Annotated in this window: 10 protein-coding genes; 2 read left to right on the top strand and 8 right to left on the bottom strand. The window is 72.7% G+C overall.

Annotation, left to right across the window (positions count from 1 at the left end; genetic code table 11):
- Window positions 1-113 precede the first annotated feature (113 nt).
- The 4 genes from ACRRSS_RS08730 to ACRRSS_RS08715 are packed head-to-tail and all read right to left on the bottom strand — an operon-like array spanning window position 114 to window position 3,862.
- Window positions 114-1,271, bottom strand: a complete 1,158-nt coding sequence (locus ACRRSS_RS08730; protein ID WP_435970651.1) for an acetyl-CoA C-acetyltransferase — start codon at window positions 1,269-1,271, stop codon at window positions 114-116.
- Window positions 1,272-1,301: 30 nt separating this feature from the next.
- A complete protein-coding gene (locus ACRRSS_RS08725) occupies window positions 1,302-1,922 on the bottom strand; it encodes a TetR/AcrR family transcriptional regulator (protein WP_435970650.1) in 621 nt (206 codons plus the stop codon).
- 15 nt (window positions 1,923-1,937) lie between these two features.
- Window positions 1,938-2,729, bottom strand: a complete 792-nt coding sequence (locus ACRRSS_RS08720) for an SDR family oxidoreductase (RefSeq protein ID WP_435970649.1) — start codon at window positions 2,727-2,729, stop codon at window positions 1,938-1,940.
- Entirely contained in the window at window positions 2,726-3,862 is a 1,137-nt protein-coding gene (locus tag ACRRSS_RS08715) for an acyl-CoA dehydrogenase family protein (RefSeq protein ID WP_435970648.1), read from the bottom strand. The genes ACRRSS_RS08720 and ACRRSS_RS08715 overlap by 4 nt, the downstream gene beginning before the upstream one ends.
- 57 nt (window positions 3,863-3,919) lie before the next feature.
- On the opposite strand from ACRRSS_RS08715, the gene ACRRSS_RS08710 reads away from it, so the two are divergent.
- Both ACRRSS_RS08710 and ACRRSS_RS08705 read left to right on the top strand, forming a co-directional pair.
- A complete protein-coding gene (locus ACRRSS_RS08710) occupies window positions 3,920-5,065 on the top strand; it encodes an acyl-CoA dehydrogenase family protein (RefSeq protein WP_435970647.1) in 1,146 nt (381 codons plus the stop codon).
- The gene (locus ACRRSS_RS08705; RefSeq protein ID WP_435970646.1) at window positions 5,065-6,180 is read left to right on the top strand and encodes an acyl-CoA dehydrogenase family protein; all 1,116 of its coding nucleotides are present in this window, start codon (window positions 5,065-5,067) and stop codon (window positions 6,178-6,180) included. Before ACRRSS_RS08710 ends, ACRRSS_RS08705 begins: the two co-directional genes overlap by 1 nt.
- Window positions 6,181-6,194: 14 nt before the next feature.
- Here ACRRSS_RS08705 and ACRRSS_RS08700 read toward each other — a convergent pair whose 3' ends face one another.
- From ACRRSS_RS08700 to gltB, 4 genes are all read right to left on the bottom strand, one after another.
- Entirely contained in the window at window positions 6,195-6,704 is a 510-nt protein-coding gene (locus ACRRSS_RS08700) for a pyridoxamine 5'-phosphate oxidase family protein (RefSeq protein ID WP_435970645.1), read from the bottom strand.
- A gap of 113 nt (window positions 6,705-6,817) precedes the next feature.
- Entirely contained in the window at window positions 6,818-7,198 is a 381-nt protein-coding gene (locus ACRRSS_RS08695) for a VOC family protein (protein ID WP_435970644.1), read from the bottom strand.
- Window positions 7,199-7,408: 210 nt separating this feature from the next.
- Window positions 7,409-8,869 carry a glutamate synthase subunit beta gene (locus tag ACRRSS_RS08690; protein WP_435970643.1) on the bottom strand — a complete coding sequence of 487 codons (1,461 nt, stop codon included), beginning with the start codon at window positions 8,867-8,869 and terminating at the stop codon, window positions 7,409-7,411.
- Window positions 8,862-13,448, bottom strand: coding sequence for a glutamate synthase large subunit (gltB, locus tag ACRRSS_RS08685; protein WP_435970642.1), 4,587 nt, complete (start codon window positions 13,446-13,448; stop codon window positions 8,862-8,864). The genes ACRRSS_RS08690 and gltB overlap by 8 nt, the downstream gene beginning before the upstream one ends.
- Between the last annotated feature and the right edge of the window lie 302 nt (window positions 13,449-13,750).

Genomic DNA, 13,750 nt, shown 5'->3' with positions numbered 1-13,750 from the left:
GGTCCCCTCCCCCACCGGCCGCCCTCGCACCGCTCGGCCCCAGGGGCCTCCCGGGCTTCGGACGCCCGCGCCTGACTCCGGCAGGACGGTCCCGGCATCCCGCCACGGGTGCCTCACAGCCGTTCGATGATCGTCACGTTCGCCTGGCCGCCGCCCTCGCACATGGTCTGGAGGCCGTAGCGGCCTCCCGTGCGTTCCAGTTCGTGGAGGAGCGTCGTCATCAGTTTCGCGCCGGTCGCGCCGAGCGGGTGGCCGAGGGCGATCGCGCCGCCGTTGACGTTGACGCGGGCGGGGTCGGCGCCGGTCTCCTTCAGCCAGGCCAGGACGACGGGGGCGAAGGCCTCGTTGATCTCGACGAGGTCGATGGCGTCGATGGTCAGGCCGGTCTTCTTGAGCGCGTGGGCGGTCGCGGGTATCGGCGCGGAGAGCATCCGGATCGGGTCCTCCCCGCGTGCGGAGAGGTGGTGGATCCGGGCCCGGGGGGTCAGCCCGTGTTCCCGTACGGCCCGCTCGCTCGCCAGGAGCAGCGCCGCCGCCCCGTCGGAGACCTGGGAGGAACAGGCGGCGGTGATGGTGCCGCCCTCGACGACGGGCCGGAGCCCGGCCATCTTCGCCGCGCTGGTGTCGCGGCGCGGGCCCTCGTCGACGGCGACCTCTCCGTACGCCACGGTCTCCCGTGCGAAACGGCCCTCGTCGATCGCGCGGAGCGCCCGCTCGTGCGAGCGGAGGGCGAACTCCTCCTGGTCGCGTCGGGTGATCCGCCACTTCGCGGCGATCAGCTCGGCGCCGTGGAACTGGTTGACCGGCGCGTCGCCGTACCGGGCGCGCCAGCCCTCGCTGCCGTGGAAGGGGCCGCCGGTGAGGCCGAGGGGTTCGGCGGCCTGCCGGGAGGCGAAGGCGATGGGGATCATCGACATGTTCTGCACGCCGCCGGCGACGACGAGGTCCTGGGTGCCGGACATGACGGCCTGGGCGGCGAAGTGCACGGCCTGCTGGGAGGAGCCGCACTGGCGGTCGACGGTCACCCCGGGGACCTCCTCGGGGAGGCCCGCGGCCAGCCATGCCGTACGGGCGATGTCGCCGGCCTGCGGTCCGACGGTGTCGAGGCAGCCGAGGACCACGTCGTCGACGGCGGCCGGGTCGATCCCGGAGCGGGCGACGAGGGCCTTGAGGGCGTGGGCGCCGAGGTCCGCCGGGTGGACGGCCGAGAGGCCGCCCCCTCGGCGTCCCACGGGGGTGCGGACCGCTTCGACGATGTAGGCCTCGGGCATGGCGGGCTCCTCCGGGTGTCTTCCTGGCGTCTACGTGCGTACGGCGATCCCGTCCAGGACCATGGACAGGTACTGGCGGGCGATCTCCTCGGGGCTGTGCAGGCCGCCCGGGCGGTACCAGGACGCGGCGACCCAGACGGTGTCGCGGACGAACCGGTAGGTGAGGCGGACGTCGAGGTCGGCGCGGAAGGCCCCGGCGGCGACCCCGCGCTCCAGGGTGCCGAGCCAGGCCTTCTCGAACTTGCGCTGCGAGTCGGTCAGGTAGTGGAAGCGGGGCTGGTCGGTGAGGTGGCGGGACTCCCTCTGGTAGATGGCGACGGCGGCGCGGTGCCGGTCGATCTCGCGGAAGGACTCGGTGACGAGGGCCTCGATGGTCTCGCGGGGGCCGAGACCGGCGTCGAGGACGGCGTCGTACCCCTCCCACAGCTCGCCGAGGAAGGTGGAGAGGATCTCGTCGAGCATCGACTCCTTGGAGTCGAAGTGGTAGTAGAGGCTGCCGGCGAGCATCCCGGCGGCGTCCGCGATCTTGCGGACGGTGGTGGCGTCGTACCCCTGGGCGGCGAACACCTCGGCGGCCGTGTCGAGGAGTTCGCGGCGGCGCTCGGGTCCGCCGCTCACCTGGGTCTTCTTCTTGCTGGGAGTGTTCGGCACGCGTCCATTCTGGGCCTACGGGTGCTGGCTGCTGACGGAGACCGTCTCGCCGGTCATGTAGGAGGAGTAGTCGCCGGCGAGGAAGACGATGACGTTGGCGATCTCCCAGGGCTCGGCGTACCGGCCGAAGGCCTCGCGGGCGGTGAGCTCGTCCAGGAGTTCGGTGGTGGTGACCTTGGCCAGGTGGGGGTGCATGGCGAGGGACGGGGAGACGGCGTTGACGCGGACGCCGTACGCGGCGGCCTCGACGGCCGCGCAGCGGGTGAGGGCCATGACGCCGGCCTTGGCGGCGGCGTAGTGGGCCTGTCCGGTCTGGGCGCGCCAGCCGACGACGGAGGCGTTGTTGACGACGACGCCGCCGGTGCCGGAGTCGCGGAAGCGGCGGAGGGCGGCGCGGGTGCAGCGGAAGGTGCCGCCGAGGGTGACGTCGAGGACGCGGTTCCACTGCTCGTCGGTCATGTCGGCGAGGTCGGCGGTACCGCCGAGGCCGGCATTGTTGACGATGACGTCGAGGCGTCCGTGGAGCCGTACGGCGGTGTCGTACAAGGCCTGGACCTGGCTCTCGTCGGTGACGTCGCACGGCTGGGAGGCGACGGATCCGGCGCCGAACTCGGCGGCGAGCGCGGTCTCGGTCTCCTCGAGGCGCCGGGTGTGGGCGTCGCTGACGAGCACGCGGGCGCCTTCCTCCAGGAAGCGGCGGGCGGTGGCGCCGCCGATCCCGGCGCCGGCGGCGGCGGTGACGACGGCGGTCCGTCCGGCGAGGAGGCCGTGGCCCTGCACGTAGGGGGGCGGCGGGGTACGGGTCACGGGCGCGGCTCCTTGGGGAGGCCGAGCACCCGCTCGGCGATGATGTTCCGCTGGATCTCGCTGGAACCGGCGTAGACGGTGTCGGCGCGGGAGAAGAGGAACAGGCGCTGCCAGTCGTCGAGTTCGTAGGGGGCGGAGGTGGCGAGGGTGGCGGTGGGGCCGCACACCTCCAGGGCGAGTTCGCCGAGATCGCGGTGCCAGTGGGACCAGGAGAGCTTGGCGGCGGAGGGGTCGGTGCCGCGCAGGGCTCCGGCGCGCAGGGCTTCGAGGCCGGCCCAGGCGCGGGTGAGGCGGTCGCGGATGTGGGGGTCGGCGGCGGCGCCGTTGTGGCGGGCGAGGGCGACGAGGGCGTCGAGTTCGCGGCGGAAGCCGACCTGCTGGCCGAGGGTGGAGACGCCGCGTTCGTAGCCGAGGGTGGCCATGGCGATCCGCCAGCCGTCGCCGGGCGCGCCGACGACGTTCGCCGCGTCGGTGCGGGCCCCGTCGAAGAAGACCTCGTTGAACTCGCTGGTGCCGGTGAGCTGGACGATGGGCCGGATCTCGACGCCGGGCCGGTCGAGGGGGACGAGGAGGTAGGAGAGTCCGGCGTGGCGCCGTGCGCCCGGCTCCGTCCTGGCGAGGACGAAGCACCACTGGGCCTCGTGGGCGAGGGAGGTCCAGATCTTCTGTCCGGTCACCACCCACGCGTCGCCGTCCCGTACGGCGCGGGTGCGGACGGCGGCGAGGTCGGAGCCGGCGCCGGGTTCGCTGTAGCCCTGGCACCAGAGTTCCCGGACGGCGCGGATCGGGGGGAGGAAGCGGGCCTTCTGTTCCTCGGTGCCGTGGTCGATGAGGGTGGGGCCGAGGAGTTGCTCGCCGATGTGGTTGACGCGGGCGGGCGCGCCGGCGAGGGCGTACTCCTCGTGGAAGGCGATCTGCTCCTCGATGCTCGCGCCGCGTCCGCCGTGCTCCTCCGGCCAGCCGACGCAGGTCCAGCCGTGGGCGGCCAGGTGCCGTTCCCAGGCGAGGCGTTCGGCGAAGGCCTCGTGCTCGCGGCCGGGTCCGCCGCGTCCTCTGAGGGCGGCGAAGGAGCCGCTGAGGTGGGTCTTCAGCCAGCCCCGTATCTCCGCCCGGAACTCCTCGACGCTGCTCATGGCCGTACGTTAACCTACCAAACACTTGTTAGGGAACGGGTGAGGGCGGGGTGACCGATGGATCTCTCGTACACACGGGCCGAGGAGGCCTTCCGGGCGGAGGCCCGGGAGTGGCTGCGGGCGCACGTCCCCACCACGCCCCCGCCCTCCCTCGAAACGGCGGAGGGCTTCGCCGCCCACCGCGCCTGGGAGGCCGAACTGGCCGCCGCCCGGTGGTCGGTGGTCTCCTGGCCCGAGGAGTACGGCGGCCGGGGCGTCGACCTCGCCCGGTGGCTGGTCTTCGAGGAGGAGTACTGGGCGGCGGGGGCGCCCGGCCGGGTCTCGCAGAACGGCGTCCAGCTCCTCGCCCCCACTCTCTTCGACCACGGCACGGAGGAGCAGCGGGCCCGGGTGCTGCCGTCGATGGCGACCGGCGGGACGATCTGGGCGCAGGCGTGGTCGGAGCCCGAGGCGGGCTCCGACCTGGCGTCCCTCACCTCCCGCGCGGTCCGTACGGACGGCGGCTGGCTGCTCTCCGGGCAGAAGACCTGGTCCTCCCGGGCCGCCTTCGCCGACCGGGCCTTCGGCATCTTCCGCAGCGACCCGGACGCGGACCGGCCCCACCGGGGCCTCACCTATCTCATGTTCGACCTGCGGGCGCCGGGGGTGACGGTCCGTCCCATCGGCCGGCTCGACGGGAAGCCGGCCTTCGCGGAGCTCTTCCTCGACGAGGTGTTCGTCCCCGACGAGGACGTCATCGGGGAGCCCGGCCAGGGCTGGCGCATCGCGATGTCCACCACCGGCAACGAGCGCGGTCTGATGCTCCGCTCCCCCGGCCGCTTCCTCGCCGCCGCCGACCGGCTCGTCCGGCTCTGGCGCGCCGGGGACGCCCCGGCCGGTCCGGCGCTGCGGGACCGGGTGGCGGACGCGGTGATCGGGGCGCGGGCGTACCAGCTGTTCACGGCGGGCGCGGCGGCACGGCTCGCGGCGGGGGCGCCGTCGGGGGCCGAGTCCAGTCTCAACAAGGTCTTCTGGTCGGAGTACGACCTGGCGCTGCACGAGACGGCGCTCGACCTCCTGGGCCCGGCGGGCGAGTGGGCGGACGGCGCCTGGGCCGAGGGGTACGTCTTCGCGCTCGCGGGCCCCCTCTACGCGGGCACGAACGAGATCCAGCGCGACATCATCGCCGAGCGGCTGCTCGGCCTCCCGAAGGGGCGCCGCTGATGAGCTTCCTGCCGACCGGGGAACAGCGGGCCTTCGCCCGCTCCCTGGACGCGATGCTGACCGCCTCGGACACTGCGGCCGCGGCCCGGGCCTGGGCGGGCGGCGACCCCGGGCCGGGGCGGGCGCTGTGGGCGCGGTTGGCGGAGGCGGGCGTGTTCGCGCTCGCGGTACCGGAGGCGTACGAGGGGCTCGGACCGCTCCCCGTGGAACTCGCCCACGCCTTCGTGGAGCTGGGCCGGCACGTGGTTCCGGGTCCTGTGGTGGAGACGGTGGCGACGGCGGCGCTCCTGGGCGAGCTGGCGCGGCTCGGCGAACCGGGCCCGGCGAAACGCCTGCTGCCGGGCCTGGCCTCGGGCGAACGGACGGCGACGCTGGCGATGGCGGACGCGGGGGCGGAGACCGGGACGGCCTTCCCGGCGGGGCGGGCTTCCGGAGCGGACCGGGACCGTCCGGTGACGGCCTTCCCGGCGGGGTCGGCTTCCGGAGCGGACCGGGAGCGTCCTCCGGGCCGACGTGGCGGCCCGTACGCCCTCGACGCCGATCGGGCCGACGCCGTGCTCGTCGTACGGGGCGGGGAGCTGTGGCGGGCGCCCGGCCACGGACCGGTCCGGGTGTCCGCGGACCCCGCGCGGCGGCTCGCGCGCCCCGCGCCCGGCGGGGAGCTGCTCGCCGAGGGCCCGGCCGTGGCCGCCGCGGCCGGGGAGGCCCTGCGCTGGGCACGGCTGGCGACGGCGGCGCAGTCACTGGGCGTGGGCCTCGCGCTGCTCGACCGGACGGTCGGGTACGCCCGGCAGCGCACCCAGTTCGGCACCCCGATCGGCGCGTTCCAGGCGGTCAAGCACCGGCTGGCCGACACGCTGCTCGCCCTGGAGTTCGCGAGGCCGCTGCTCTTCGGGGCGGCGGTGACGCTGGCGGACGGGGACCTCGCGGCGGCCAAGGTGACGACCGGCGAGGCGGGATACGCGGCGGCCCGCACCGCGCTCCAGATCCACGGCGCGGTCGGCTACACGCAGGAGCTGGACCTCTCCCTGTGGCTGCGCAAGGCGCGCCCCCTGCGGGACGCCTGGGGCGACCCGGCCATCTGCCGGGCGGATGTCCTCGGCGCGTACGCGTGAGCCCCGGGGCGCGCTCATGACTCCTGGCACGGTGGGCTGTCGTCGTTGCCGCGCCGGAGGGTCCGGGCCGGGCGGCCGGGAGACCAGGTGCGGACGACGAGGTCGTCGCCGTCCACCCAGGTCCGGACGACCTCGGTCGGCTCCACCCGGAAGAGGTGGAACGGCTGGGGCTCGCCCACCGCCGCCACGTAACGGGCCACGGTCTCGGGGTCGGTGATCTCGACCGCCCGTCCGGAGACGCGGACGTCGCCGCCGCCCATGTCGGTGCCGGGGCCCGGGTTGGCGAGGAGCGCGAGCCGGGGGTCGCGGCGCAGGTCGAGGGCCTTGCGGGAGTTCGGCATCATGCCGAGCCACAGCTCGCCGAAGCGGAAGCCCGCCTCGATGCCGCTGAGGCGGGGCGAGCCGTCCCTCCGCACGGTGGCGAGGGCGTGGTGGGTGTGCTGCCCGAAGCGCTCGCGGACGGTCGCGGCGAACTCGGGTTCGGCGGCCTCGAAGGCCGACCAGGCGGTTCCGGTGTCTCCCATGCGTCCAGGAAACACCGGATACCCGACATCCACTGTCCGGATTGCTCCGTCCGTTCCCGCCCGTTCCCGGGCCGGCGCGAGGGGCGCTCGGAGCGGGCGGGAGGCGGCCGCCGTCAGGCCGTGGCGGCGCGCTCCGCCTTGCTGCGCTCGACGCAGAACTCGTTGCCCTCCGGGTCCCGCAGGGTCGCCCAGCCGGAGCCGTCCGGGTTGCGGCGGTCGTCGAACAGGGTGGCGCCGAGGCCGAGCAGCCGCTCGACCTCCTCGTCACGGGTGCGGTCCTGCGGCTGGAGGTCGAGGTGGACGCGGTTCTTCACCGACTTCACATCGGCGACCCGGACGAAGAGGAGGTCGACACCGGGAGCCGCGACGAGCGCCTCCGGGTCACCGGGAAAGTCGTCGTCGGCCAGCTTGGAGTCGAGGGCCTTCGCCCAGAAGGTGGCCAGCGCGTAGGCGTCGGCGCAGTCGATGGTCACGTGTCGCACAAGAGAACTCATCCGGGCATGATCTCGGTCGGCAGCGGCCCTGGCCAACGATTTCCCGCGCCCACGGCCCGGCCCGCCTCCGAGCGGGGGTCACGGGCGGACGATGCCCTGCCCCCGCGCCGGGACGCACCGCGGCGCCCACCCAGTCGTCCGGTCGGGGACATTCGGGGGGCGCCGCGCTCAGTTCCGCACGTCGTTGTACGGGACGTTCTGGGGGGCCGGTCAGACCATCAGGGAACGGTCCGTCGGGCGGATCGGGGCCGGCAGGGAGCTGGCTCCGGTCAGGAAGCGGTCCACGCCGCGGGCCGCGGAGCGGCCTTCGGCGATGGCCCAGACGATGAGCGACTGGCCACGGCCGGCGTCTCCGGCGACGTACACGCCATCGACGTTGGTGGCGAAGTCCGCGTCTCGGGCGATGTTACCCCGCGCGTCGAGGTCCAGACCAAACTGGCCGACGAGACCGTTCTCCACGTCGGTGCCGGTGAAGCCCATCGCGAGCGTGACCAGCTGGGCGGGGATCCTGCGCTCCGTGCCCGGCTTCTGGGTCAGCTTGCCCTCGACGAACTCGACCTCGACGAGGTGGAGGAACTGGACGTTGCCGTCCTCGTCGCCCTCGAAGTGGGTGGTGGAGACGGAGTAGACCCGCTCGCCGCCCTCCTCGTGCGCGGAGGTGACCTTGTACAGCATGGGGAAGGTCGGCCAGGGCTGGCTCGCGTTCCGGTCCTCGCCCGGTCGCGGCATGATCTCCAGCTGGGTGACCGAGGCGGCGCCCTGGCGGTGGGCGGTGCCGACGCAGTCGGCGCCGGTGTCGCCGCCGCCGATGACGACGACGTGCTTGCCCTCGGCGGTGATCGGCGGGGTCACGAAGTCGCCTTCGACGACCTTGTTGGCGAGCGGCAGGTACTCCATCGCCTGGTGGATGCCGGCCAGCTCGCGGCCCGGGGCGGGCAGGTCGCGGGCGGTGGTGGCACCGGCGGCGATGACGACGGCGTCATACCGCTTGCGCAGGTCGGTGGCCGTGATGTCGCGGCCGATCTCCACGCCCGTGCGGAACTTGGTGCCCTCCGCGCGCATCTGCTCGATGCGGCGGTTGATGTGCCGCTTCTCCATCTTGAACTCGGGGATGCCGTACCGGAGGAGACCACCGATGCGGTCCGCGCGCTCGAAGACGGCGACGGTGTGGCCGGCCCGGGTCAGCTGCTGGGCGGCGGCGAGTCCGGCCGGACCGGAGCCGATGACGGCGACGGTCTTGCCGGAGAGGCGCTCGGGCGCCTGCGGCTTGACGTCGCCTCCGTCCCAGGCCTTGTCGATGATGGAGACTTCGACGTTCTTGATGGTGACGGCAGGCTGGTTGATGCCGAGCACGCACGCGGACTCGCACGGCGCCGGGCAGAGGCGGCCGGTGAACTCCGGGAAGTTGTTGGTGGCGTGCAGGCGCTCCTGCGCCGCCGACCAGTCCTCGCGGTAGGCGTAGTCGTTCCACTCGGGGATCAGGTTCCCGAGGGGACAGCCGTTGTGGCAGAACGGGATGCCGCAGTCCATGCAGCGGCCGGCCTGCTTGCTGATGATCGGCAGCAGGGAGCCGGGAACGTAGACCTCGTTCCAGTCCCTGACGCGCTCTCCCACCGGCCGGGTCTCGGCGACTTCGCGCCCGGTGGTCAGGAAGCCCTTGGGGTCAGCCATGGGTCGCCGCCTCCATCATCTTCTCGGTGGTCTCGGTCTCGGAGAGACCGGCGAGCTCAGCGGCGTCCTTGGCGGCGAGCACTGCCTTGTACGTGGTGGGGATGATCTTGCTGAACCGGTCCGCGTTGGCGGTCCAGTCGGCGAGGAGCTTCTCGGCGACCGTGGAGCCGGTCTCCTCGTGGTGGCGGCGCACGACGTCGTGCAGCCAGGCCTTGTCGGTGTCCGACAGGGCTTCGACCGCCCCCAGGTTGCCGGAGTTGACGTTGTCCCGGTCGAGGTCGACGACGTAGGCGACGCCGCCGGACATGCCGGCCGCGAAGTTGCGTCCGGTCTCGCCGAGGACGACCGCCGTACCGCCGGTCATGTACTCGCAGCCGTGGTCGCCCACGCCTTCGGAGACGACCAGCGCGCCGGAGTTGCGGACGCAGAAGCGCTCGCCGGTGCGGCCGCGGAGGAACAGTTCGCCGCCGGTCGCGCCGTACCCGATGGTGTTGCCCGCGATGGTCGAGTACTCGGCGAGGTGGTCGGCGCCCCGGTCGGGGCGGACGATCACACGGCCGCCGGAGAGGCCCTTGCCGACGTAGTCGTTGGCGTCGCCCTCCAGGCGGAGGGTGACACCGCTCGGCAGGAAGGCGCCGAAGGACTGGCCGGCGGAGCCGGTGAAGGTGATGTCGATGGTGTCGGCCGGGAGGCCGGCGCCGCCGAACCTCTTCGTCACCTGGTGGCCGAGCATGGTGCCGACCGTGCGGTTGATGTTGCGGATGGCGACCTGGGCGCGGACCGGCTGGGCCTCCTCGGCGGAGGGGGCGTTCAGGGCCTCGGCGGCGAGCTGGATCAGCTCGTTGTCGAGGGCCTTCTCCAGGCCGTGGTCCTGCTCGATCAGGGCGTGGCGGACCGCGCCCTCGGGCAGCTCCGGCACGTAGAAGAGCGGCTCCAGGTCGAGACCCTGCGCCTTCCAGTGGGTGACGGCGCGGCTGGTGTCGAGCAGCTCGGCGTGGCCGACGGCCTCTTCGATGGTGCGGAAGCCCAGCTCCGCGAGGATCTCCCGGACCTCCTCGGCGATGAACTCGAAGAAGTTGACGACGAACTCGGGCTTGCCGGAGAAGCGGTCGCGCAGGACCGGGTTCTGGGTGGCGATGCCGACCGGGCAGGTGTCCAGGTGGCAGACGCGCATCATGACGCAGCCGGAGACGACGAGCGGCGCGGTCGCGAAACCGAACTCCTCGGCGCCGAGCAGCGCGGCGATGACGACGTCGCGGCCGGTCTTGAGCTGGCCGTCGGTCTGGACGACGATCCGGTCGCGCAATCCGTTGAGCAGCAGCGTCTGCTGGGTCTCGGCGAGGCCGAGCTCCCAGGGTCCGCCGGCGTGCTTCAGCGAGGTGAGCGGCGAGGCGCCCGTTCCGCCGTCGTGGCCGGAGATGAGGACGACGTCCGCGTGGGCCTTGGAGACACCGGCGGCGACCGTGCCGACGCCGACCTCGGAGACCAGCTTCACGTGGATGCGGGCGACCGGGTTGGCGTTCTTGAGGTCGTGGATCAGCTGGGCGAGGTCTTCGATGGAGTAGATGTCGTGGTGCGGCGGCGGCGAGATGAGGCCGACGCCGGGCGTCGAGTGACGCGTCTTGGCGACCCACGGGTAGACCTTGTGGCCGGGCAGCTGGCCGCCCTCGCCGGGCTTGGCGCCCTGCGCCATCTTGATCTGGATGTCGTCCGCGTTGACCAGGTACTCGCTGGTGACGCCGAAGCGGCCGGAGGCGACCTGCTTGATGGCGGAGCGGCGGGCCGGGTCGTAGAGGCGGTCGGGGTCCTCGCCGCCCTCACCCGTGTTGGACTTGGCGCCCAGCTGGTTCATGGCGACGGCGAGGGTCTCGTGCGCCTCGCTGGAGATGGAGCCGTACGACATGGCGCCGGTGGAGAAGCGCTTGACGATCTCGGCGACCGGCTCGACCTCGTCGATCGGGATCGCGGGGCGGTCGGAGGTGAAGCCGAAGAGGCCGCGGAGCGTCATGAGGCGCTCGGACTGCTCGTTCACCCGGTCCGTGTACTGCTTGAAGATGTCGTACCGCTTGTTGCGCGTGGCGTGCTGCAGCCGGAAGACGGTCTCCGGGTCGAACAGGTGCGGCTCGCCCTCGCGGCGCCACTGGTACTCGCCGCCGATGTCCAGGAGGCGGTGCGCCGAGGGGACGCCGGAGACGGGGTACGCCTTGGCGTGGCGGGCGGCGACCTCCTTGGCGACGACGTCGAGTCCCGCGCCGCCGATCTTGGTGGCCGTGCCGTTGAAGTACGTGGCGACGAAGGTCTCGTCGAGGCCGACGGCCTCGAAGACCTGGGCGCCGCGGTAGGAGGCGACGGTGGAGATGCCCATCTTGGACATGACCTTGAGGACGCCCTTGCCGAGGGCGTAGATCAGGTTCCGGATGGCCTGCTCGGGCTCCAGGCCCTCTATGAAGGTGCCGGCCCGGACCAGGTCCTCGACGGACTCCATGGCGAGGTACGGGTTGACCGCCGCGGCGCCGTAGCCGATGAGCAGGGCGACGTGGTGGACCTCGCGGACGTCACCGGCCTCGACGAGCAGACCCACCTTGGTGCGCTGCTTGGTGCGGATGAGGTGGTGGTGGACGGCCGCGGTGAGCAGCAGCGAGGGGATCGGCGCGTGCTCGGCGTCGGAGTGCCGGTCGGAGAGCACGATGAGGCGGGCGCCGCCCTCGATGGCGGTGTCGGCCTCGGCGCAGATCGCGTCGATGCGGGCGGCGAGGGCCTCGCCGCCGCCGGAGACGCGGTAGAGGCCGGAGAGGGTGGCGGCCTTCATGCCGGGCATGTCGCCGTCGGCGTTGATGTGGATGAGCTTGGCCAGCTCGTCGTTGTCGATCACCGGGAAGGGCAGCGTGACGCTGCGACATGCCCCGGGGGTCGGTTCGAGCAGGTTGCCCTGGGGGCCCAGCGAGGAGCGCAGCGAGGTCACGAGCTCTTCGCGGATGGCGTCGAGCGGCGGGTTGGTGACCTGCGCGAAGAGCTGGGTGAAGTAGTCGAAGAGCAGCCGCGGGCGGGCGGACAGGGCGGCGATCGGCGAGTCCGTGCCCATGGAGCCGAGGGGCTCGCCGGCGGTGCGGGCCATCGGGGCGAGGATGACGCGGAGCTCTTCCTCGGTGTAGCCGAAGGTCTGCTGGCGGCGGGTGACCGAGGCGTGGGTGTGCACGATGTGCTCGCGCTCGGGGAGGTCGGAGAGCTCGATCTCGCCGGTCTCCAGCCACTCCGCGTAGGGGTTCTCGGCGGCGAGGGCGGCCTTGATCTCGTCGTCCTCGACGATGCGGTGCTCGGCGGTGTCGACGAGGAACATCTTGCCGGGCTGGAGGCGGCCCTTGCGGACGACCTTGGCGGGGTCGATGTCGAGGACGCCGACCTCGGAGGAGAGGACGACGAGGCCGTCGTCGGTGACCCAGTAGCGGCCGGGGCGCAGACCGTTGCGGTCGAGGACCGCGCCGACCTGGACGCCGTCGGTGAAGGTGACGCAGGCCGGGCCGTCCCAGGGCTCCATCATCGTGGAGTGGTACTGGTAGAAGGCGCGGCGGGCGGGGTCCATGGTCTCGTGGTTCTCCCACGCCTCCGGGACCATCATGAGGACCGCGTGCGGCAGCGAGCGGCCGCCGAGGTGGAGCAGCTCCAGGACCTCGTCGAAGGAGGCCGAGTCGGAGGCGTCCGGGGTGCAGATCGGGAAGATCCGGTCCAGCGAGCCCTCGCCGAAGACCTGGGAGTCGAGCTGGGCCTCGCGGGCGGTCATCCAGTTCCGGTTGCCCTTGACGGTGTTGATCTCACCGTTGTGGGCGACGAAGCGGTACGGGTGGGCCAGCGGCCAGCTCGGGAAGGTGTTGGTGGAGAACCGGGAGTGGACCAGGGCCACGGCGGTGGCGCAGCGGCGGTCCGACAGGTCCGGGAAGAAGGGCTCCAGCTGGCCGGTGGTCAGCATGCCCTTGTAGACGATGGTGCGGGCGGAGAGCGACGGGAAGTAGGTCCCGGCCTCGCGCTCGGCGCGCTTGCGCAGGACGAAGGCCTTGCGGTCGAGCGCGATGCCCACGATCTCGCCTCCCCCGGACTCCGTCCGGGAGGTGCCCCCAGCCACGAAGAGCTGGCGGAAGACCGGCATGGTGGCGCGGGCGGAGGCGCCGAGCAGCTCGGGGGCGACGGGGACCTCGCGCCAGCCGAGGACGTTCAGGCCCTCTTCGGCGGCGATCGTCTCGATCTTCGCGACGGTCTCGTCGGTGCCGTCCTCGGGGAGGAAGGCGATGCCGACGGCGTACGCGCCCGCCTCGGGGAGCTCGAATCCGACGACCTCGCGGAGGAAGGCGTCGGGGACCTGGAAAAGGATGCCGGCGCCGTCACCGGAGTCGGGCTCGGAGCCGGTGGCGCCGCGGTGCTCGAGGTTGCGCAGTACGGTCAGCGCCTGCTCGACCAGCGCGTGGCTGGCTACACCGGTGAGGGTGGCCACGAACCCGACACCGCAGGCGTCGTGTTCGTTACGGGGGTCGTACATCCCCTGCTGAGCAGGGCGACCGTCCATGGGCGACCAGGCGTCGGAACGCATCGGCTCTCCCGTCGTCGTCGTGGCTGGGGGCATCTCCCAGACCACGTCTGGGGGAGCGTCTGCCGAGGGACGACGTTGGCCCTCCGCGAAATTTCGTGCAGGTTACATGATGGCTGGCTTCTCGCGAAGTGGATAGCGCATTCCAACATGCGGACATCACCGATACGGAGCGGTGGTGTGGGTTCACCTGTGGGGTGCGGGGTCAGAGGTCTGTCCCGCGGGGACGGATCGGGGTGGTCCGGAGGAGCTCCGGGTCGCCGGCGCTCCGTCGACCGAGTGGGCTTCGTTGCCCAGTGACGCTC

It is taken from the genome of Streptomyces sp. Qhu_M48 (genome assembly GCF_051305195.1).
Lineage (GTDB): Bacteria > Actinomycetota > Actinomycetes > Streptomycetales > Streptomycetaceae > Streptomyces.
This window is presented reverse-complemented; position numbering and strand designations above follow the sequence as displayed.